15 protein-coding genes are annotated in these 20,916 nt (G+C 69.2%); 7 read left to right on the top strand and 8 right to left on the bottom strand.

The genetic code is table 11. The features are described from left to right. Positions 1 to 192 precede the first annotated feature (192 nt). Both ABT170_RS35215 and ABT170_RS35210 read left to right on the top strand, forming a co-directional pair. Positions 193 to 2,229: a collagenase gene (locus tag ABT170_RS35215; protein WP_351874352.1), complete on the top strand. Its 2,037-nt coding sequence runs from the start codon at positions 193 to 195 to the stop codon at positions 2,227 to 2,229. A 462-nt stretch (positions 2,230 to 2,691) separates the two neighbouring features. After that, entirely contained in the window at positions 2,692 to 3,132 is a 441-nt protein-coding gene (locus tag ABT170_RS35210; RefSeq protein ID WP_329940622.1) for a hypothetical protein, read from the top strand. Positions 3,133 to 3,463: 331 nt separating this feature from the next. Here the strand turns inward: ABT170_RS35210 and ABT170_RS35205 are convergent, their stop codons facing one another. Further along, positions 3,464 to 4,624 carry a cytochrome P450 gene (locus ABT170_RS35205; protein ID WP_329940621.1) on the bottom strand — a complete coding sequence of 387 codons (1,161 nt, stop codon included), beginning with the start codon at positions 4,622 to 4,624 and terminating at the stop codon, positions 3,464 to 3,466. Between the two features lie 859 nt (positions 4,625 to 5,483). Between ABT170_RS35205 and ABT170_RS35200 the strand changes: the two genes are divergently transcribed. Then, entirely contained in the window at positions 5,484 to 5,810 is a 327-nt protein-coding gene (locus ABT170_RS35200; protein ID WP_351874348.1) for a hypothetical protein, read from the top strand. 396 nt (positions 5,811 to 6,206) lie between these two features. Here the strand turns inward: ABT170_RS35200 and ABT170_RS35195 are convergent, their stop codons facing one another. The 3 genes from ABT170_RS35195 to ABT170_RS35185 form a co-directional block, all read right to left on the bottom strand. Beyond that, on the bottom strand, positions 6,207 to 6,983 hold the full coding sequence (locus tag ABT170_RS35195) for a class I SAM-dependent methyltransferase (RefSeq protein WP_329940619.1): 777 nt from the start codon (positions 6,981 to 6,983) through the stop codon (positions 6,207 to 6,209). A 195-nt stretch (positions 6,984 to 7,178) separates the two neighbouring features. Then, positions 7,179 to 7,859 carry an aminotransferase class I/II-fold pyridoxal phosphate-dependent enzyme gene (locus ABT170_RS35190; protein WP_351874426.1) on the bottom strand — a complete coding sequence of 227 codons (681 nt, stop codon included), beginning with the start codon at positions 7,857 to 7,859 and terminating at the stop codon, positions 7,179 to 7,181. A gap of 33 nt (positions 7,860 to 7,892) precedes the next feature. Beyond that, positions 7,893 to 8,114 carry a hypothetical protein gene (locus ABT170_RS35185; protein WP_351874345.1) on the bottom strand — a complete coding sequence of 74 codons (222 nt, stop codon included), beginning with the start codon at positions 8,112 to 8,114 and terminating at the stop codon, positions 7,893 to 7,895. A gap of 531 nt (positions 8,115 to 8,645) precedes the next feature. On the opposite strand from ABT170_RS35185, the gene ABT170_RS35180 reads away from it, so the two are divergent. Both ABT170_RS35180 and ABT170_RS35175 read left to right on the top strand, forming a co-directional pair. After that, on the top strand, positions 8,646 to 10,625 hold the full coding sequence (locus ABT170_RS35180) for a LodA/GoxA family CTQ-dependent oxidase (protein WP_351874342.1): 1,980 nt from the start codon (positions 8,646 to 8,648) through the stop codon (positions 10,623 to 10,625). After that, positions 10,622 to 11,788, top strand: coding sequence for an NAD(P)/FAD-dependent oxidoreductase (locus tag ABT170_RS35175; protein ID WP_351874339.1), 1,167 nt, complete (start codon positions 10,622 to 10,624; stop codon positions 11,786 to 11,788). Before ABT170_RS35180 ends, ABT170_RS35175 begins: the two co-directional genes overlap by 4 nt. 96 nt (positions 11,789 to 11,884) lie before the next feature. Here ABT170_RS35175 and ABT170_RS35170 read toward each other — a convergent pair whose 3' ends face one another. The 3 genes from ABT170_RS35170 to ABT170_RS35160 all read right to left on the bottom strand — a co-directional run bounded on the left by ABT170_RS35170 (position 11,885) and on the right by ABT170_RS35160 (position 14,622). Next, on the bottom strand, positions 11,885 to 12,352 hold the full coding sequence (locus tag ABT170_RS35170; RefSeq protein ID WP_351874336.1) for a GNAT family N-acetyltransferase: 468 nt from the start codon (positions 12,350 to 12,352) through the stop codon (positions 11,885 to 11,887). Positions 12,353 to 12,460: 108 nt separating this feature from the next. Then, a complete protein-coding gene (locus ABT170_RS35165; protein ID WP_329940613.1) occupies positions 12,461 to 13,375 on the bottom strand; it encodes an MBL fold metallo-hydrolase in 915 nt (304 codons plus the stop codon). 260 nt (positions 13,376 to 13,635) lie between these two features. Further along, positions 13,636 to 14,622 carry an AraC-like ligand-binding domain-containing protein gene (locus ABT170_RS35160; RefSeq protein WP_329940612.1) on the bottom strand — a complete coding sequence of 329 codons (987 nt, stop codon included), beginning with the start codon at positions 14,620 to 14,622 and terminating at the stop codon, positions 13,636 to 13,638. A 275-nt stretch (positions 14,623 to 14,897) separates the two neighbouring features. Here ABT170_RS35160 and ABT170_RS35155 point away from each other — a divergent pair, with 275 nt between their 5' ends. Both ABT170_RS35155 and ABT170_RS35150 read left to right on the top strand, forming a co-directional pair. Further along, a complete protein-coding gene (locus tag ABT170_RS35155) occupies positions 14,898 to 15,797 on the top strand; it encodes a DUF6801 domain-containing protein (RefSeq protein ID WP_351874332.1) in 900 nt (299 codons plus the stop codon). 160 nt (positions 15,798 to 15,957) lie between these two features. Beyond that, complete coding sequence (locus tag ABT170_RS35150) at positions 15,958 to 18,225, top strand: NACHT domain-containing protein (protein WP_351874329.1); 2,268 nt, start codon at positions 15,958 to 15,960, stop codon at positions 18,223 to 18,225. A gap of 231 nt (positions 18,226 to 18,456) precedes the next feature. Here the strand turns inward: ABT170_RS35150 and ABT170_RS35145 are convergent, their stop codons facing one another. After that, the gene (locus ABT170_RS35145; RefSeq protein WP_329940609.1) at positions 18,457 to 20,523 is read right to left on the bottom strand and encodes a discoidin domain-containing protein; all 2,067 of its coding nucleotides are present in this window, start codon (positions 20,521 to 20,523) and stop codon (positions 18,457 to 18,459) included. Positions 20,524 to 20,916: the final 393 nt, after the last annotated feature.

Below are 20,916 nucleotides of genomic sequence, written 5' to 3'. Positions count from 1 at the left end.
GCCCCCCGGCGTGACCGGCGGCGGGACCACGGCCGCCCCGGCCCGGCAGCACGGCCGGGAGGAATCCCGGGTGAATTTCCGATGCACGGGCCTTCCCAGTGCAGTGTGGCATGTGAAATTGTACATTGCACAACGGGCATGCACATGCCAATCTGCGCATGATCCGTCCAATCCCCCCATCGGAGAACGAACATGCGAATATCCTTAGCGCGCCGTGACGCGCGCCGGGCACACCGACGCACAGCCGCCCCCCTGGCCGCCCTTGCCCTGGCTCTGAGCCTGGGCGGCGGCCTCCTCGCCGCCCCGGGTCTCGCCACCGCGGCCCCGTCCTCCCACTCCGGTCCGGCGGGTGCCCCCACGGCCGCCGGGACGGACCTCAGCCCTCTCGGCGCCGACCCGGACGCCCCGCGGGCACAGTTGGACGCGGTACCGGCCGCGGCGGCGCATTCGGGCCGGCGCGCCCGCACCGCCTCCGACCGTGCACCGCTGAGCGCCGACCAGTCCGTCCAGCGCACCGACTACGACCAGCCGTCGGCAGGGAAGGCCGCGCATCCGCGCCCCTCCCTGCACGGGCGGAAGAGCGGAGTCCGATCAGCCGACTGCCGGATCAGCGATTTCACCCAGAACACCGGCGACGCACTGGTGCTGAAGATCAAGGAGTCCGCCACCGACTGCGTCAACACGCTGTTCACCCTCACCGGCGGTGACGCGCGCGGGGCCTTCCGCGAGGAGCAGATGACCACCGTCGCGCAGGCGCTCCGGGCCGGCTCGGCCGACTACCCCGGCGACGGCTCCACCGGAATGCCTCAGATGGTGCTGTTCCTGCGCGCGGGCTACTTCGTGCAGTGGTACCACCCGGACGACGTGGGCCCGTACGGCGCCACGCTGAAGTCCGCGATCCAGGGCGGACTGGATGCCTTCTTCGCCGCCCCGCACTCGCATGACGTCACCGACGCCAACGGTGAGACGCTCTCCGAGGCGGTCGTCCTGGTCGACAGCGCCCAGGAGAACGCCCGCTATCTGTCCGTCGTCAAACGGCTGCTGACCGACTACGACGAGAGCTACGACGGCTCCTACTGGATGGTCAACGCGGTCAACAGCGTCTTCACGGTGCTGTTCCGCGGCCACCAGGTGCCGGAGTTCGTCACTGCGGTGGAGCAGGACCCGAGCGTGCTGGACACCGTCACCAAGTTCGCCTCGGACCACATCGACGTACTCAGCGGCGACAAGTGGTTCCTCGTCTACAACGCCGGACGCGAGCTTGGCCGCTTCCTCCAGCACGACAGCCTGCGCGACAAGGTCCTTCCGCTGGCCAAGGACCTGCTCGCCAAGTCGCAGATCACCGGTCCCACCGCCCCGCTGTGGGTGGGCGTCGCCGAGATGACCGACGCCTACGACAAGGAGCGGTGCGAGGAGTACGGCACCTGCAACCTCAAGGAGCGGCTGACCGAAGCGGTGCTGCCCGTGCGGCACGACTGCGGAGGCGGCATCACCGTCAAGGCCCAGGAGATCACCACCGAACAGCTGGCCGAGGCCTGCCGCAGCATGAGCGAACAGAACGCCTTCTTCCACTCCGTGGCGCGGGACAGCGGTCCCGTGAAGGACGACAGCAACGAGACCATCGAGGTCACCGCTTTCGACTCCAGCAACAACTACCGGACCTACGCCGGAATCATCTACGGCATCGACACCAACAACGGCGGCATGTACTTGGAGGGCGACCCCTCGGCGGAGGGCAACCAGCCGCGCTTCATCGCCTACGAGGCGGAGTGGCAGAAGCCCGAATTCGCCATCTGGAACCTCAACCACGAGTACACCCACTACCTCGACGGCCGGTACAACATGTACGGCGACTTCGAGGACGGCATGACGACCCCGACCGTCTGGTGGGTCGAGGGCTTCGCCGAGTACGTCTCCTACTCCTACCTCAAGGAGACCTACGAAGCGGCGATCACCGAGGCCGGAAAGCACACTTACCGGCTGAGCACGCTGTTCGACACCACCTACGCCAACAGCAACCAGGACCGGACCTACCGCTGGGGCTACCTGGCCGTCCGTTTCATGGTCGAGCGGCACCCGGGCGAGGTGGACACCCTACTCCGCTATTACCGCAGCGGTGACTGGCCGGGCGCGCGCGACCTCCTGACCCGGTCCATCGGTGGAGCCTACGACGCCGAGTTCGATCAATGGCTGACCGACTGCGCGGCGGGCGCCTGCAAGGCCTCTTGACCTGCCGGCCCGTCCGGGCCGACCGGTCGGGCCGCTCCGCCGCCCCCACCCGGGGGCGGCGGAGTGCTTTGGTGATACGACCCGCCGTCCGCGCGGCGAGGAGATGCGGTGGACGATGCGGAGGGTGGGCGCGCGCCGAGCCGGGCCGACGGCCTCGGAGCCGCCATACCCGGAGCACCGAGAGAACGCGGAAGACGCGGGCCTCGTCCCCGGCCGGGCCAACCCGCAACACCGATGGCAGCCGGTACGACTGCCCATTCCGGTGAGGGCACCGGCGAGGGCCGGCACGACTGCGCTGCCTTGCAGGGCCGGCCAGGGGGATGCGGGGCGTTCCCGGCACGGCTCGGCACTCCCGAACCTCTCGTCCACGTCCACGTCCACCAGACCGGAATCACCCACGAAGAAGCCGGAGCCCGGGACCCTGGTGCGCGGGATAGCGGCTGGACAGGCTAGTTTGCTCGGGTGAGTCTCCTTGATGATGTGGCAGAGCGCGACGGCTGGCGGTGCTGGGTGTGCGACGAAACGGTCGACCCCGACATGTCGGTGAACGACCCGCGGGGGCCCAGCGTTGACAGCCGGACCGCCGACCGGAAGGCCAAGGTCGCCGAGCGGCTGGCGCACCGCGGGTGCAACACCCGCAAGGGCGCGGTCAAGGTGGTCATCGCCTGGCCGGACCGGCTGTACGTGGTCGAACCCGCGCCACTCATCGCCGTTGCCGAAAGACTGGAGCGCAAGGGGGGCCGCGAGATGGTGGGCCGTTGTCCGAGCAGGCAGGACGCCCAAGAGGCGGCGGATTGGCTGGTGGACCGGTTCTCCCGACTGGTGCCGGGGCTGCCGGTCACTGCCGGTATCGAAGCAGGCGGCGGCCAGTTCCTCGTCACTCTGGCCACCGGCCGCCGCTGACCGGGGATCACCGGCGCACACCCGCCGTGTCGACCTGAACCTTGATCCATGCCGACCTGACCTGGCACGAGTCGGCCCGTGCGTCGAACCGCCGACCGAAGTCGGCTGCCGCACCGTCCGACCAAGCTGCCTCCCGTTCCGGTCCAGGTTCGCAATCCGCATCCGGGGCCGGTTTGAGTCCGTTTCGCATTCGGGCCGGGTGGGCGGGAGCAGTGGGGGAAGCAGTCCCGGCCCGGGTGCCGCTTCCCCCACTTCCTCGTCGGCGTTGGGAAGGATCAGGGACGAACGGTGATGCCCTGACGCCTCGCCAGTCGCGGATGTGCGAGTTGTGCTACCAGGCGGCGGGCAGGCTCAGGGGGCTTCGCGTGAGGTTGCTCTGACGCCATGTGATGGCGTCCACCGGAACGGACAGTCGCAGGCCGGGAAGCCGTGAGGCCAGATGGCTGAGAGCGATACGGAGTTCTGTGCGGGCCAGCCAGGTGCCCGGGCAGTAGTGCTGTCCGACGCCGAATGCCAGGGTGGGCTGTTGCAGTGGGGCGAACGGGTCGGCGCAGGGGCCGCCGGGGAACACCGCGGGATCGCGGTTGGCCGCGGCCCGGTCGGCGATGACGAGTTCGCCGGTGCGGACCTTCGCACCGCCGATCTCGATGTCCTCGGTGGCTCGCAGAAGGTTGGTGAGCTTTTCGGGGTCGTTCAGGGGGATCAGGTGAATCAGCCGCTCGGTCAGCGCCCCTGCCGCCTTCTCGTCGGATCCCAGCCGCTCCCAGTCCTGCGGGCGTTCGCTCAGACAGTAGAGCAGGGCGTTGCCGAGCATGGTCATCGTGGTGTCGTAGCCGCCGATCACCAGGGTGCTGATGAGCTTGACGAGTGGGGCGTCGGGGATGCCGCCCTGGTGGTCGGCGGAGCGGATGAGGTGGCTGATCAGATCGTCGCCGGGGGTACGCCGTCGTTCGGCGAGGAGACGGGCGGTGAACTCGGTGAGCTCGTGGTGGGCGAGGGAGCTTTCCTGGGTGCTGCCCGTGGTGAGGGCGAAGCAGTACTCGTTCCAGTGCAGCAGGCGGTCGTGGTCCAGGTCCTGCACGCCCAGCAGTGTGCTGGTGACGGTAATGGGGAACGGCTGGGTATAGCGGGTGACGAGGTCCGCCGGAGAGCCCTGCCGGATGAGGTCGTCGAGGAGCCGGTCGGCGGCTTCGGCCACGAGTGGTTCCATGCGTGCGATCGCACGGGGGGTGAAGGCGCCCTGGACGGTGCGTCGCAGTCGCCGGTGGGCCGCCCCGTCCTGTTTGGCCAAGAACTCGGGGTCATCCAGCACGCTGGAGGAACCGGGCAGTGAGATGCGTGCGAAGCGGGCGTCGACCAGCAGCCGACGTACATCGTCATAACGGGTGAAACGCCAGACGGGCGTCCCGTCGTGGAGCGCAGTCCGGCAGGGTGGGCCCGGCTCATCGAATTCCAGGCGGTGCAACGGCAGCGTGTCGTTGGTGGCGGGCATGGTCTCCTCGTCCGCGCAAGGCTGTGTTCCGGCGGCTTCTGACATACGTACTGCACACACGGCCCGGCCGGCGGCCCGCCAGGCCGTGTGCACCCCATCGCGGAACCGGTTCCGGGCAGAACCTGTGCCGGCCCCTCCGGGCCCGGTGCGCGCGGCAGGGGAGCCCGCGGCCTCCTGATCAGGGTTGCCGCAGCCCCTCTGCCATGCTGGCGGGAATTGTCCTCATTTCCCTTACACCGAAGGGAATTCACCCGAACGTGGCTGTCATCCCGGAAACAGCAGTTCGTGAACCCGGTACCGGCACGCACTCCACAACCGATGGCCGTGATTCCATGCACCCCTGGCGGGCGGCGCGGCACTGAACCGACGATCGCTCACGGTTCGGACCACCGGTCACCTGGCGGCGCCCCATGGGCCGGGCGGTGGCACACCCGACCCCATCCGCGCCGGGCTGCCTGCCGATCGGCCGATCCGAGGCACCTTCCGGAAGAGCGTCCACGTCACACCGGTTCGCCGCCGCGCTCCGCCTGTCGGTGTCGGCGGTGCTCGCCCCAGGCGTCATCGCGCCCAAACACCGTCCACCCGGCCGATGCCGACCCGGAAACCCTGCACCAGGGCCGACAATTGGTCTGTACCAAATCTGGCCAAGCTCTTGCCAGGAACCGCGTACCTGGGAAGGATTCTGCTCGCGATCAAGCGGGGAATCACTCGCTTTCTCATCCATTGTGGCGCTTTGGCGTACGCGGCGTCCGTGACACCTCACGGAGCCGCCTGCCAGAACCGGATCGTTCCGCTCCGTGCTCCACCCGCACATGCGCCCCTTCTCATCACACACCGTCATCAGAAGAAGGAGTCCCCCATGTTCACGAAGTCCCTGTCCAGGAAGCGCGGGCTCGCCGGTGCCGTGGCCGTCGCGGCGGCCACGGCGGGCATGATGCTGGCCACGGCGCCCGCCGCCCAGGCAGCGCCCGGCGACTGCACCATCTCGTCCGGGGCCAGCATCTCCAGCCTCTGCACCAGCGGTACCGGTCAGCACCGGATCCACGCGGTGCTCAACCCGCTCGACCCCAGACTGCCGCAGCGCATCATCCTCGGTAACTGGGCTCCCGTCGGCCAGACTTCGGTCGCCTCCAACCCCTGGGGTGCGGGATACGTCGTGAACGCCTGGGTTGACCGCATCGACTAGGACGCGTGAGGGCGCGTATCGATTCGCGCTCTCATTCCGAGGCATGCCTCACCAGTCGTCGGCACAGCAGTCGCCCGACCCGGCCCACCGACATCGGCCGGGTCCGGCAGCACGCCGGTCCTGCCTGTCCCTGGACAGAGCCACCGCCGTACCTGAGGCCTACCGTTGGGAGTGGACACCCCCGACCATGGATCCTGATGGTCCAGGGCGGGGTGTCCAGGTGGTACACGAGTCACCGCATCCGGAGCAGTTCAGGAAGGATGCTGTCGCGGGTCCACCGGGCCGCAGCCGAGGCGAGGACGTCCAGCCGGTCCCCGCCGCGTGCCGCCTCGCGTGGCAATCCTCTTGAACCGCACCCACGTTGGCCCCGGCGGCTTGCCGATGGGAGCAGGCGCGCTATGCGCGGGTGGCCTCGAATGTCCACACGTCGTCTGCGGCCGTCGGTGCGGCACCTGCTCGGTAGCCGCCGTGGACGCTGACGTGTGCGAAACCCGCCTGGTGCAGCATGGCTGTGAACTCGGCCTGCCCGAACCACAGCAGGGCGAAGATCTGAAGCTCGGTGCGTGTCAGCGTGCCGTCCTTCCAGGCTTCGTAGCGAAGCCAGCGGGTGGTGCGCTGGGCCACCGGGTCCACGTGCGTGCGCCACGTGGTGAGGGTGACGAGATCGCTGCCACTCCACTGGTGGAGGACCGGTCCGTCGTCGGTGGCTGTGCCCATGGACGGCGGTTCGATGTCGACGATCAGCCGGCCCGCCGGAGCCAGGTTCTCGTGCATGACGGTGAGCGCGGTCTGCGCGCTTTCACGGTCGGGAAGCAGGGCGAAGGACCCGGTGGGGATCACGATCGCCTCGAAGGCGCCGGGGTCGTGGTGCGTGGTCATGTCACCCTCGAAGACATCGGCCTTCACACCTCGCCGGGCACAGTTGGCACGGCACTGTTCCAGCATGGATGCCGAGGTGTCGTAGCCGCGCACGGCCAGTCCCTGTTCGAGCAGGGGAATCAGGATTCGCCCGGTGCCCACGGCGGGTTCCAGGACGGGTCCGGACACGTTCCGCAGACGGTCGGCGTAGAACTCGACGTCTCCGAACGAGGTGCCGATCGGCTTGTCGAGTTCGTAGAACAGCGTTGCCAGCGGTCCGTAGCGCCAGGCGGTGTTGTCGAAGCCGGAGTCCATGCGTTCCTTCGATGACGTTGTCAGGCAGACAGGAGTGGTCTGTTCACTATCCCGTGGGCATACTGCTGTATCGCCCTCCGGGAAACCAGCGAGTATGCGGCCACGGCCGCACCGGTGCGTTTGTACGAGGCTGAAGATGCTGAGGGAGAACGGCCGCTGCGGACCATGCGCAGTGGTACCGAGGCGGCGGTGGCCTCACGGCGGCGAGCAGAACGACCCTGCCCACGAACCGCGTCGGCGCCGGACAGCGACCCGTAACCGCGCTACGGCGAAGTGCGGCATCCGTTCGCAGCGAACCGGCATCTGTTCCTGCCCGAGAACCGGGATCCTGTCCCACCCGAGGCCGGTCCGGTCACCGTGGTCCGCCGGGGCGGGTGTGCCATCCCGTGCGCAGGTGGACCATGTCGAGAAGTGGCCGCCCTCCCTCGACATGATCGGCGAGACGCGGTCCTGGGGCATAGCAGTGCCCCAGGCCATCGCCGAAGGCGGCGGTTGCAGGCCCTTGGGGGACTTCTTGCTGTCCAGGTAGGCGCTCAGGTCGAGGAGGAAGAACTGGGCGGCGTTGCGGGACTGCTCGTCCTGACCGACGTAGTGGATCCTGGTGCTCCTGAGCGTGGCCGCTGCCCGGTCGTACGCGCCCTTCAGGCTCTGGCGGTAGTCCTTCATCAGCGTGGCGGGGAAGTCGCTCGGATGTGCTGTGGTGCCGAAGAGCCGTCGTACGTAGGCACTCTTGAGGGAGTCGAGAGGTCCGAACCAGGCCAACGACTTCCACCTCTCGTCGCCCTGCATGACCTTGCGGACAGCGTTCGATCTGGAGACGAGGAAGCCGATGCGGAACCCGGACAGCCCGAAGTCCTTGGTCAGCCCGTACACCAGGTGGAAGCGGTCGGGGGCGGTGGCGTAGGCGTCCTAGGCCGGGTCGATGCCGGCCGAGAACCTCTGCCGCAGGAACGTGGTGATCGGGCCGAGCAGTTCCTGGGCGCCGTAGGGCGGCGACGCGTACGTGGCGTCCTCTTCCGTCAGTGACACCTTCGAGAAGACGTTGTCGTGCAGCAGCTGGAACAGCAAAACGTTGTTCGCGATGCCGAGGTTGATCACCTTCTCCCCGGCGGCGGCAGCGTACACGACCACGCGCTCCTAGGGATCGGCGATCCGCCGCAGCCGCTCCAAGGCCACCGCACGTCCGGTGATCGGGCCGACGGTGGCATCCGTTTCCTGGCGTTCGCCGGTTCCTGTGACCGTCTGCGTCATCTTCCCACCTCACGTGCTGCCGGACGGTCTCTCCGTCCCCTTGGTTTCCTTCGGCGGGCGAACTCCCCGGACCTGATACCCCGTACAAGCGACGAACGGCAGTGCACCAGGCCACGCGCGGGAGGGCCCGCGGCATCGACCGGCCGGTCCTCCATGTGCGGTCGGAGCGGAACATGCCTATCGTGGTGAGGGGTTGTGCGTACCCCTTCGGCGTGTTCGGGGACCGCCCCGGGGTGCTCGGCCCCGTCTCCCAGCCCGTTCGCACACGAGGCATCACACGCTGTGCCCGGGATGGGCCCTGAGATATCAGCCGCCGGAGAAGCGCGGCCTCCGCGTGCCGCGGACCGTGACGCGGACCTCGTGGTGGCATGCGGGCCGGAACCGTGTGCCGAAGCCCTTCCGGCGGTTTCCGTGAGCACTCTGGAGAACGCCATGACGGACGTCGCGTACGTGAAGATTCACCCCGCGATCGGTATCGCGCGGGTCGGGAACAGCGACAAGTTCTTCTACGGGCCCGAGAGCCCTGACGAACCGCCCATGACACCGGGCTTCTCGAAGGACGGCTCCGCCGCGGTCAAGAGGCAGGCGGCACGGTTCCGCGTCTACGGCTACGACGAGAACGGCAACGTTCTCGGAGAGGTCAAACACGGCCAGGACGGTGCCACGGTCACCTGGACCGCCCAACTGGCGAACAAGAAGGCAGCCTGGTACAAGTTCTCCCTCGCACTCGACATCCCCGATGCCAAGGACTTGCCGGACGAACAGTTCGCGCGACGCAACGCGGACATCGCTGACCGGGGCGCGCTCAAGAACACCCCCTCCGCACAGTCGATCACCGGACTCGGCCGGAGCGGCAAGGTCTTCGACAAGGGGACGGTCGACGGGACCGCGGTGTACCTGGGCGAACTGCGGACCGATGAGGCGGGCCGGCTCGTGGTTCTGGGAGGCAAGGGGCACTCCGACTCCTTCACCGACCCCAAGACCGCGCTCACGACGTTCGGCAACAACGAGGGATGGTACGACGACATCTCCGACGGCCCGGTGACCGCCGAGGTGAAGATCGGCGACAAGCCCTTCGAGGCGAAGCTGGCCTGGGTGGTGGTCGGGCCGCCGAACTACGCACCGGACGTCAAGGGCATCGTGACGCTCCACGACCTGCTGTACGACCTCTTCGTGCGGAACGGCGACTTGCCCTTCCCCGCGAAAGTGACGTTCGACGAGCACATCAAGCCGCTGCTGCTGCGGTTCACCGGACACCAGTGGGTCAACGAGGGCTTCGCGGCCGAGTTCGGATGGCGTGCCCCGAACGACTTCACCTCGCCACAGGTCCTCGCCACGCTCGGCAGCGGCAAACCCCAGTACCGCGACCTGCGGCAGCGCGTCTACTACTCCATGCGCAACTACAAGCGCGACGGCGTCTCGCCGCTGCCCTGGCCCTGGCTGTACGGGGACGCCATGTCCAGCCGCCCGAAGTCCCCCCTGCAGCACGGTGTGCTCACGCAGACGCAGGAGAAACTGCTCGAACTGTGGGTGGAGGGAAAGTTCGACGACACCACGCTCCGCACACCCCGGCCGGAACTCGACAAGGCACCCCTCGCCCTGCAACCCGGGCTGCTCGACCGGGCCGCGCTGGACTACTGCCTCGCCGACGCCTTCCATCCGGGCTGCGAGGTCACCTGGCCCGTCCGCCACCTCACCCTCTACCAGGAGCCCTTCCGCATCCTGCACCGTACCGGCGGCCAGGACCCGGACTACGGGCCCTACCTCACGCCCGACAAGGCGCTGGCCGACGACGGTCCGCTGCACGCCCAGGGTCCGGGCGACCTCACCCGCTGGATGGGGATCCCCTGGCAGACCGACACCGCGAGCTGCCGCTCCGGCTACGAACTCGCGGCCAACATCGGCCCCCGCTACAGCCCCTACCTCCCGTCATTCTGGCCCGCCCGGGTACCCAACCAGGTACTGAAGGAAGAGGACTTCGACGTCGTCAACGACGAGAACGGCACCGACGACCAGCGGGAGCAGGCATTCGCCCGGCGCGCGGTCTGGCACCGCTTCCTGGACCGGGACAAACTGAAGGGCCTGCAGAACATGGTCGACTGGTGGGCCAAGTTCGGCATCGTCGAGACCCACCCGTACACGGCCGGGGACAAGAAGTTCCCCGATCACATCCTCGCGGAGTCCACGCCCGGACTCCCCCAGGTCAACGACCGCCGGAACCTGGTCAACGTCCATGTCCCCGAAGCCGGCCCCGCCGCGCCCGACGCGGCATGGCGCACCGACGTGAACCAGCAGGCCGTCGACGAGGTCACCCGGAACACGGAATTCGATCCCGAGGAGATCTCGGCCGGCTACATCGCCAACGTCGACCCCTTCCGGGACAGCGGATGACCACCGCGGCAGCCGCGGGGCGCCGCCCGGACCACCGGGGTCACTACGATGCCGTGGTCGCGGGCGGCGGCCCGGCGGGCGCCGCCGCGGCCATCACGCTGGCCCGGGCCGGACGCAGCGTTCTGCTCGCCGACGCACACACCGGGCCGCCGAAGACCAGCGAATCCCTCGTCCCGGCCGCCCGCATGCTGCTGCACGACCTCGGGATCGACTCCCGCGCGCTCGACAGCGACCACCGCCCGTGCCACGGCACCCTGTCCGTCTGGGGATCGTCCCACCCGCAGCAGACCGACTTCATCAACGACCCCCACGGCCGCGGCTGGCACCTCGACCGGCCCGCCTTCGACAGCATGCTGCGCTCCCGCGCCCTCGCCCACGGCGCGCGGGTCGCCGAACACACCACCGCGGGACGACCCGCGCGCCTGCCCGACGGCGACTGGCAGATCACGCTGACCACCCGCGAGACGCGCCGCACCGTACGCTGCCGCTGGCTGATCGACGCCACCGGCCGGCGCGCCCGCATCGCCATGCGCTGCGGAGCCGTACGCCACCGCTACGACCGGCTCGTCGCCGTCCACCTCCGGCTCGCCCACGACCCGCACGACAGCGAGAGCCGTTCTGTGGTCGAAGCCGCACCCGACGGATGGTGGTACACCGCCCCCTGCCACCCCACCGGCCGCCTCGTCGCCTACTTCACCGACACCGACCTGGCCCCGCCCGCCCTCACCACCCCACAGGTCTTCCTCGACCTGCTCACCACCGCGCCGCACATCGCCACCCGTACCCGGGGCCGCCCGGCCCGCCCAGGAGACGTACCTCGCCGCTGCGCCGCCCATACCGCCCGGCTGGAACCGGCGGCGGGCGAGGGGTGGATCGCCGCCGGCGACGCCGCGGCGGCCTACGACCCGGTCTCCTCCCAGGGCATCCTCACCGCCCTCTACACCGGCAAGTGCGCCGGCGAGGCCGTGGACGCCCGCCTCGCGGGCCGGCACAGCGCGACCGGCACCTATACGGAACAACTGCACGAGACCTTCGACGGCTATCTCCTCGGCCACCGAACCGTCCACTCCTGGGAGGATCGCTGGGCCACCCACCCCTTCTGGCACCGCCGACAGCACCCGCCCCCGCCGGACACGGCAGCGGCCCCGCGCAGTGCACCGTAGTGCTCGATCGGTCCACCGCCGGGTCACCGGGCCACGCCCCGCCGGCCCCCGGGCGGCCATCGCCGGGAAGGCGGCTCCGCACCGGCACCCGGCGCCCTACAGGGCCAGGCGCAGCACCCGCTCGTGGTCGAACATCTCCCCGGTCTCGACGAAGCCGTACCGCAGGTAGAAGCCCAGTGGCGAACCCTCCCCCGGCACGACGCTGGTCACCAGCTCCCGGGCGTCCGGTCCGGACCTGAGATGCGCCACCGCCGCGTCCAACGCCGCCCGCCCGTACCCGCGGCCCTGGAACCGGCCGTCGATCAGCATCCGCCACAGGTAGAACGGCCAGGGAACATCCGGGTTGCCCGCGGCCACGCCGTCAGCGAGCATCACGAACCCCACCGGCCGCTCCCCGGCGTGGACCGCTCGCGGCCAGGGCGCGAGTTCCGGGTGCTCGGCGGCGTCGCGCAACGAGCGGTCCACACCGTCGACGAATCCTTCCTGCCCGGCAGCCACCCGCAGGCCCAGCACCGCGGACCGGTTGAGGTCGGTGATCGCGCGGAGGGTGACAGGTTGGAACATCCTGCCATCCTCGCCCAGACGCCGCCTTCCGGCCAACAGCCCTCCCACCGCAGCGGGTGGCCGGCCCGGTCACACGGTTCTCATGTGTCGGCCCCCACCGGAGTGCGGTCAGTAGTCCCAGACGGTCGGGACGAAACGGAACGCGTTGCCGGCGACCGCCACATGGCAGACGGACGGGAACGGCAGGTGAGTGGCCACCAGTTGCTCGCCGCTCGCCGCCAGCTCCGTCAGGAGACGGATCCGGATGCGGGCCGACTCCTCGGGGTCGTGATCGAATCCGTTGTGCCATTCGGGCTTGTCGAACCCGCACTGGAACACGGCATCGCCCGCGAACATCAGCCGGTCGCCACCGGACTCCAGGCGGACGATGCTGTGGCCGGGAGTGTGACCACCGGTGCGACAGATCCTTACTCCTGGCGCCACCTCGTACTCCGTCTCGAACGGCCGCAACTGGCCGCGGTACACGTCCAGGAACCGCGAGGCGGTCGTTCGCAGCACGTCCGGCACCGGTGCCGGCATGTCGGTACGGGTGAAATCAGGCGCTTGCCAGAACTCGGCCTCGGCGGACGCCAGATGGACCCGCAGATCCGGGCGCAGCCGGCCCCTCAGACCGTCGACGAGCAGCCCTCCGATGTGGTCCATGTGCAAGTGGGTGAGCACCACGTCGGTCACGGACGCGGGATCGATCCCGGCGGCGTCCAGGCGCATGGCCAGCTGCCCGGCCCGCGGGAAGCCCGGAAACTCCGTCCCCAGCCCGGAATCGACGAGGACGGTCCGGCCACCGCTGCGCACCACGGCCACATTCAGTGGCCAGTCGAGCACCTCCGGCGGCAGGAACATGTCGCTGAGCCAGGCCGCCAGGTCGGCCGAGGCGGCGTTGGTGGCCAATGTCGCCGGGGGGATCGGCAGCACGCCGTCGCTGATCACCATCACATCGATGTCGCCGACCTTCAGCGCGTAGCGTGACGGAACCAATTCGTCATATCCCGGTGCATCGGGGCGTGCGATGTTGACCCGGCTCATGTTGTTCTCCTCTTGACGAGCGTTGACCGAAGACCTCGACGGCGCCATGGGGAACGCCGTTCAGTCATCCCCTAGGACCGGACGGCAGCTCGGTCTGTGACAGCCGACCCGCTCCCTCGCCCGCCTGACCCGGCCGACCAGGCGCCGAGGATTGGCCCGGGCGATTCCCCGGCACGGCCGGACCCGTCACGTTTCCGCACGTCAGCGCCCGGTGCGCGCGCCGCTGGTGATCCGCCCCGGAGGGCTGACGGCTGAGGCTGTCAGTCAACTCCGGCGCGAGTCGCCGACGGACCGGGGCACGCGCGCCGCAGCTCGCGGGGGCATACCCCGAAGCGCTGCCGGAATGCCGTGCTCAGCGCGCTTGAGGAGGAGAATCCCGACGCGTAAGCCAGCTCGGTGATCGTCATATGCCGGTACGCGGGTGCCCGCAGCCGGTCCCGTACCAACCGCAGCCGTTCCTCGCGGATCAGCTCGCGGGGGGTCGTCCCGGCATGCCGCAGGGCCAGCTGCACCTGGCGCAGCGACCAACCCAGCGCCCGTGCCGCGGTGACGCCGGTCAGATCGGGGTCGGCCGCGTGCTCGCGGATGTACCGGCGGACCACCGCCTCCACATCGGCCAGGTGGCCCGGGGCGGTGGGGCGGTCCTCGCCTGCGGCGAGCATGCACAGCAGCTCGACCAACCGGTCCGACACCGCGTCGAACTGGGCGCTGGTCAGGGTGTCGCGCTCCTCGTGCAGACCGGTCAGCATGTCGCGCACCACCCGGCCCAGACCGGAGGTCAGGTCGAGGCCCGCGGTGAGCGGCGACGACCTGTTCAATCGCCCGTTCACCTCCTGAGCGGCGATCGACATGATGAGCGCCCGCATGGAGGCGTTCTGAAGGACCTCGAAGGGTTTGGCGAACGTGACCAGGCACCCGGCCCCCGGCGTCAGCCGTACCTCCTGGTCGTCCTGCCGCAGCACCATCTCCCCGGCGACCGGTAGCAACAAGCGGTAGTCCTCGTCCGGGTCGTACCGCGTCTGGCCCGCGGTCCTGGTGTACGTGATCGTGTCCGACCAGAACATGACGAGCTGATGGGTGTCCGTGCACTGGCGGATCGTCCCCGCATGAAAGTCGTCGGCGCGCGGGTACCCGTAGCCCATCCGGCCTTGATACGACGTCACGTGCTCGCTCCAGAAATCGGTGCGCTCACGCAATGTCACGTCGCGGGTCGTCGACGAGTCCACAACGTAGGTTTCCGAAGCCATCGAGGACACCCTTCACCGCAGCCTTCTCCAAGTCTGCATTTCCAGAGTCGGTCCTCGCGCCCACCGCATCAAGCGTTGCGCACAGCGACAACTTTCTTACGCACAGGCACAATTCCGGCGTGCCGGCCAGTCCTACGGTCGGTCACAGGATCCGTTGTGCGTCAGGGCAGGGCGGGCCCCGCCCGACTGCGAGGGGACGGCCCCACAGCCGTCCCCTCCGGGGAGGAACCCATGAGCCTCATCCGGAGGCCCCTTGCACCTGACCGAGGATCAAGATGGCAAGTGACAATCCGGTCCAGCGCCTGCGTGAGCGGCGCCGGACTTCCCGTGCCGTCCCGAGCGGTCCGGTGGCCCGTAGGGCCCTGGGGCTGGCGATGGCTGCGGGGGTTGCCGGCGCGAGCGTGGGAGTTCTCGGGTCCGCGACCGCGGTCGCGGACCCGGTATCGCTCAAACTGCGGTACGTATGCTCGGTTCCGGTGCTCCACGACCGGGCAGGCACGGTAAGGATCGACTCGGATGTACCGAATTCGGCCACGGTCGGCAAGCCCACCTCGAAGTTCGTCATCCACGCGGCGGTGCCGGTGAACGCGGCCGACGCGGAGGGGCTGCGCAGGGCCGGTATCAGGACCATCGAGGGCACAGCGCAAACCAAGGTCCGCGTCACAGCGCCTGAGGGCGACACCAACCTCGAAGTGCCGTTCCACGTGGCCAGGACCGACGTCCCGAGGTCCGGACCGTTCTCCGTCAAGGCGACCGGCGTCGCGCCGAGCTTCACCTTCACCCGGCCGGGCAAGGCGAGGATCACCGTAGGTGACCTCATCATGCGCGTCACCGCGGGTGGCGGCATGACCATCGACCTCGACGTGCCGTGCAGGCTGGACACCGGACAGAACAACACCGTGGCATCGCTCGACATCACAGGGCCGAGAGCGACGACCGGCCCGGCCCCGTCCGAAGTGCCCGACACGGCCACCTCCGGCACCACCGGGTCACAGAACCCGAGCGAGGGTACGAGGGAGGGCGCGACGGCGGCGCCATCGGCCGGCTCCTCCGGCAGCCTGGCCACGACCGGCGGCCGAGGCACCATGAGTCTGACTCCGCTGGTTGCGGGAACGGTTGTCCTGGGCAGCCTTGTCGTGGCCGCCGCTTTCCGCTTCCGCTCACACAGCAGGTGACCGGGGCGAACCCCGGCAGCCCCGAACGGGCACGGGACAGCCCCCGGAGTCTGATCCGGACCACGTGAGGGCGCTGCGGTGGTCTGCGGGGAAGCTCACCCCGTGCAGTCCGCCGAGCCGGGCCATCCGTTGCCGGTCGGGGTGCGGGGGCAACGGACCCGTGAACACCGTTGCGGCGTTCGGTTTCCTGAACAACGAAGCCAATGGTGAGGTCGGGCACATGCGGACGGCACGTCACACGCTGTGGGGATGGCTTGCGCTCACGGTGGTGGCCGTGGGGGTGGCGGTCGCCATCGCCATCCGGGCGGGGACCGGGGATGTGGACCCCGGCGGGCTGGCGTTGGGGCTGGTCAGCCTGATGCTGGCGATGGCGGGCCTGTACCAGGCGACGCTCTCCCAGGCCTCGCAGGATACCGACACCGCCAAAATCGCCGACCGCCTCGCCGGCCACATCAGGCAACGCGAAGAGGAGGCCCGCCAGAGGCTCCTCGGCGGCAGCGACCGCACCATCGACGTCGAGTTCGCCTTCGTCCCCTCCCCCGCCCACCACGCCACAGGCGCGGCGCCCCGGGGCACGTTGAAGGACATTGCCGCCTACTACCGTGACCTCCGGCCCGGCCGCCTCGTCATCACCGGCGCACCCGGGGCCGGCAAGACCGTACTCGCCCTCCAGCTCATGCTGCTCCTCCTCGCCGACCGGGCGCCGGGCGCCCCCGTTCCCGTACGCCTGTCGCTGTCCACCTTCGACCCCGGCCGGCACGGGCTCGACGACTGGATCACCGACCAGCTCATCCGTACCTTCCAGCTGCGCCCCGCCGCGGCAGCCGCTCTCGTCACCGCCCGGCTGATCCTCCCCGTGCTCGACGGGCTCGACGAAATGGACGCCGGTGAGGCTCCCGAGGGCGACTCCCGTTCCGCAGCCGCTCTGGAGGCCATGAACGGCTACCTCCATGGCACCACCAAGGGCCAACTCGTCCTCACCTGCCGCAGCACCACCTACGTCGCTCTCGAAGGTGCGAATCTGTGGGCGGAGGACGCCTCCCGGATCGACATCGCTCCCGTCAGCCCGGCCGCGGCCGAGGCGTTCGTCACCGCCCGGGCCCGCAGACCGGCCCGTTGGGAGCCGGTCCTGAACGCACTCCACGCCGGCCGGTCCAGTCCACTGGTCCAAGGCCTGTCCACACCCTGGCGACTGACCGTGGCCCTCGCCGTCCACGACGAACGTCACCCCGACGGCAGCTGGGTCCGTGATCCCGTGGAACTCCTCGCACTCACCCCGCAGACACCCGAGCGGATCCGGGACCATCTGCTGGATCTGTTCATCCTCGCCGCATCCTCGGCAGGTGGCACGACAGCGCCCTACACGCGGACGCAGGTACACGACTGGCTGACCGTCCTCGCCGGCTATCTGCACACCAACACCATCAGCCCCCGCGAAGTGGCCGGACGGCACCTGTCGGGCACCGACCTCGTACTCCATGAACTGTGGCCGCTCACCGGCCCGCACCGCGCACGCACCGTCCACGTCCTGCTGACCGTCGCGGTGTGGGCCACCATCGACCTGCCCGCCGGCCTGCTCGACGCCTGGCAGGTGTACGCGACGAACGTGACGCTCATGGTGCTGGCCGGTCTGCTCCTGGGAATCCCGCCCTGGCCCGTACCGTCTCGGCTGGAACGGGCAAGTGCCGGAACCCGAGCCGCGAGGCACCAGCTCGTGAACGGGCTTGTGGGCGGGCTTTTCTGGGGTGGACTCATCGTCGTGGTCGACCTGGGGAATGTCGTCGGACCGGTGGCCGGGCTCGCATACGGGTCGGTGGTAGGGCTCGCCGGTGGAGCGATGGTCGGGGCCGGGCTGGCGGGCGTGCTCTCGGACGCACCCGAAGCTCGCAGGTCCCACGGAAACGCGTCGCCGCGCGGCGTGGTGCGAAACGACCTCGTGACCGGGTTCGCGACCGGCCTCGTGGTCGGGCTCGGGTTCGCCCCCTACTACTGGTTCGCCGGGGGCCCCGTGGTCGCGCTCGGAGCAGTACTCATCTACATGCTTCTGTTCGGTCTCGGCGGCGGGCGGGCGCTCGCTCTCCTCTACAACCGCCTGTTCAGATGCGGTTTCCGCGGCGCGCTCGACTCGCTGTTCAGGCCTTGGCGGGTGTTCGGTCCCCTGTTCAGGACCGGCGCCGGCCCCGCCCTGGGCGCGGCAGGTGTCCGCTACCTGGCGTTCCTGCTCTGCACCCGCCGCTACTGGTCCGGCCAGCCGCTGCCCTGGCGTCTCGGCCGCTTTCTCGACTGGTGCTGCGAAGCGGGTCTGATGCGCACCGCCGGGATCGCCTATCAGTTCCGCCACCGCGAGATCCAGGACTTCCTCATCCGCGGCCCCATCCAGCACGACCCGCCCAACCGACCCTCCTCCGCACGCATGACACGACCCTGAGCCTGTCGTTCACCGCGCGACCCGGCGGGGCTGTGCGCGCCGACGGACACGCCGCTGTTCCCGCTCGGTGGGAGAAGAACCGTTCATGGACGACCGCCCCCGCCGTGAACGCCACGGGCCGCCGCCCCAGGAAGGGACGCGACCGTCGCGTGCCTCTGCGCGCCGGGGCCGGCCGGATCAGGAGAGCTGATCCGGCCGGCCCCGGCCTCGGGCACCGCTCCACCGGTGCTGTCAGTCGCTGTAGACGCCGACCTCGTGGAGCGAGTAGCCCCACTGCGTGCCGCGCTCCAGCCCCTGGATCCGTATGTATCGCGCCGGAGTTCCGTCGAAGCGCACCGTGTCCAGTCCGCCGTCACCGGCCGTCGTGGACGAGGCCGTCCGCCAGTTCGTGCCGTCCGCCGACAGCTCGATCCGGTACGACTTCCCGTACGCCGCCTCCCAGTCGAGGGTGACGCGCTTGACCAGGTTCGCGGATCCGAGATCGATGCGCAGCCACTGGTCGTCGTTCCACTCGCTGGCCCAGCGAGTGCCCTTGTCACCGTCCACGGCCCGGTCGGGCGCGAAACTGACCAACGGATTCCACCATTGCGAGGTGGACGCCGAGGCGGTCGCGCCCGAGGCCAGGTTCACCCCGGACTTGTGCCGCTCGGAACTCCCCCAGGTGCGGAGATACGACTCGGCGCCCGCGAAGAGGTCGTCCACGACGCCCTGACCGCCGACGATCCGGATGTCCTCGATCCAGTCCGGGACCATGCCGTAGTGCGAGGCGCCACTGGTGTTGAAGTCCCAAGTGCGTTCGCCGGTGGTCTGCTTGTCGATCACCGAACCGCCGTCCGTGCTGCGGAAGGGGTACTTCACCGGATTCGGCGTGTCGCCGCCCCGAGGGCCCGGCCAGCCGCCGACACCGTTCATGTCGGTGCCGTAGCCGTAGCCGACCCCGTACTTCTCGCGCAGCGCGTCCGTGCGCTTGGCCTCCGCGCTGAACGCCTCGGAGCCGCTCATGTACTGACCGATGAACCCGCCGAGCTTGTAGAGCCGCTCGGTCCAGCCCAGGTCCATCCAGCTGTGCGAGGAGATGATGCCCGGGTACGACTCGGATTCGAGGATGTCGAAGGCCTGGCCCGCGGCCTTGACGCTCATATGGTCGATCTCCAGCATCATCTTGCGGTCCATCATGCCGCGCACCGCGTACTCACCCAGGTCGGTCAGCCCGCGGGTGTTGCACTGCGCGCCCGAGGCGTACGAAGGGACGGTCACCCCTGCCGGCAGCTGCTTCTCCGCCGACTCGGCCACCGCGTTGCCGATGGGATTGTCGTGCTGCGGGCCGCGGCAGGTCTCCGTCTTCCAGAAGGTTCCGGTCGACAGGAACTGGCCCACGTTGATGGCCGTTCCGAGGGCACCGGAGTCGAAGCGCACCCCGCACAGGGCGTTGTCGAACTTGTGGCACAGGAACATGCTGCGTACGCCCAGCTTGTGCAGCTCGTCCAGGCCCCGGTCGATGTCCGCCTTGGAGCACTGCGCGACATCCAGGATCTGCTTGCAGCCGAACGGCTCGGAGGTCTCGACGCCCAGGACGACGGCCAGCTTGCCCTGCTTGATGACCTCGCGGGCCTGCGCGCTGTCGGTGACGATGCGGAACCAGCCCTTGCCCGGACCGCCGTACATCTTGTCGATGTAGGCCTGCATGTCGTACGTCTTCTGCGCCTCAAGACGGATGGCGGTCATCTCGTCGCAGCCGCGGTCCTTGAAGAAGTAGACCGAACAGATCACGCCGTTGGTGACCAGGTCGTTGACCAGCACTCGCTGGCCGCCGCGCCAGGCCCGCTCGATCCAGGCGTAGTAGTTCTGCTGATGGGTGAGCGAGTCGTGGGCGGGCCAGTCCTTGAATGCCGGCCACCCGTTGGGGTCGTGCTTCCCGTCGCCGCCCTTGGTGATGAAGTCGAAAATGGCGAGCGTGCCGTCGGGGTAGTGCTCGGGGCAGTCCTTGAGCGCGTCGGTAACGCCTTGCTCCGAGAACGGCTTTCCGCAGATCAGCCGGCCTCCGAAGCCCTCGTTGGACATGATGTGGTCGTGGGCGTCGACGAATCCCCTCACGCGCCCCTGGTCATCGGTGCCTTGGAAAGGCTCGCCCGTTACGTTGATCTGCGAGTCGGGCGCGGGCCGGGCGGCCGGGTTCCACCAGCCGGGCTCCGCCGCGGAGCTGGGCATCGGACCGAGCAGCAGGGCGATCACGGAGACAAGCAGTGACACCACCGTCAGCGATCGGAGTCTGCGGCGCGGATGTTGAACCATGTTCATCACTCACCTTGATTGGCATGTCCACTCAAGTTACTGGCGAGTTGAGAATCGCGACCACCGTCGGCAGAGTCAATACTCCGGAACGCTTCAGTTGATGGCCTATCAGTTCCGATGCGCTCACGCCTGGCGTCAAACAGCCTTCCGGCTCACGACCGCGTCGACGGAAGGTGGACGATCAGGGCGAACACGACCGGCGTGCCGAGGTTCCGGTCGAGCACCCGCGGAAGGTGGTATTCGCAGGTCGGCCACCCCGATCGCCGCTGCGGCGGCCGGTTTCCGCGGCAGGCACGTCTCCCCAGGCCGGGCTGCGCGAACAGAGCCTGGCGCGCCTGGACCGCTCCTTCGCCCTCGGCACCTCCACACCGAGCGCGGTCAGGATGGCGGACGCCTACA

This window comes from Streptomyces sp. NPDC001787, from assembly GCF_040297465.1.
Taxonomy (GTDB): domain Bacteria; phylum Actinomycetota; class Actinomycetes; order Streptomycetales; family Streptomycetaceae; genus Streptomyces.
This window is presented reverse-complemented; position numbering and strand designations above follow the sequence as displayed.

Bases quoted from the DNA above. Each gene is read 5' to 3' on its own strand.
- ABT170_RS35205 (WP_329940621.1), bottom strand. From the start codon at position 4,624: ATGCCCGCCACCAACGACACGCTGCCGTTGCACCGCCTGGAATTCGAT.
- ABT170_RS35165 (WP_329940613.1), bottom strand. From the start codon at position 13,375: ATGAGCCGGGTCAACATCGCACGCCCCGATGCACCGGGATATGACGAA.
- ABT170_RS35160 (WP_329940612.1), bottom strand. From the start codon at position 14,622: ATGGCTTCGGAAACCTACGTTGTGGACTCGTCGACGACCCGCGACGTG.
- ABT170_RS35175 (WP_351874339.1), top strand. From the start codon at position 10,622: ATGACCACCGCGGCAGCCGCGGGGCGCCGCCCGGACCACCGGGGTCAC.
- ABT170_RS35170 (WP_351874336.1), bottom strand. From the start codon at position 12,352: ATGTTCCAACCTGTCACCCTCCGCGCGATCACCGACCTCAACCGGTCC.
- ABT170_RS35195 (WP_329940619.1), bottom strand. From the start codon at position 6,983: ATGGACTCCGGCTTCGACAACACCGCCTGGCGCTACGGACCGCTGGCA.
- ABT170_RS35200 (WP_351874348.1), top strand. From the start codon at position 5,484: ATGTTCACGAAGTCCCTGTCCAGGAAGCGCGGGCTCGCCGGTGCCGTG.
- ABT170_RS35145 (WP_329940609.1), bottom strand. From the start codon at position 20,523: ATGAACATGGTTCAACATCCGCGCCGCAGACTCCGATCGCTGACGGTG.
- ABT170_RS35155 (WP_351874332.1), top strand. From the start codon at position 14,898: ATGGCAAGTGACAATCCGGTCCAGCGCCTGCGTGAGCGGCGCCGGACT.
- ABT170_RS35215 (WP_351874352.1), top strand. From the start codon at position 193: ATGCGAATATCCTTAGCGCGCCGTGACGCGCGCCGGGCACACCGACGC.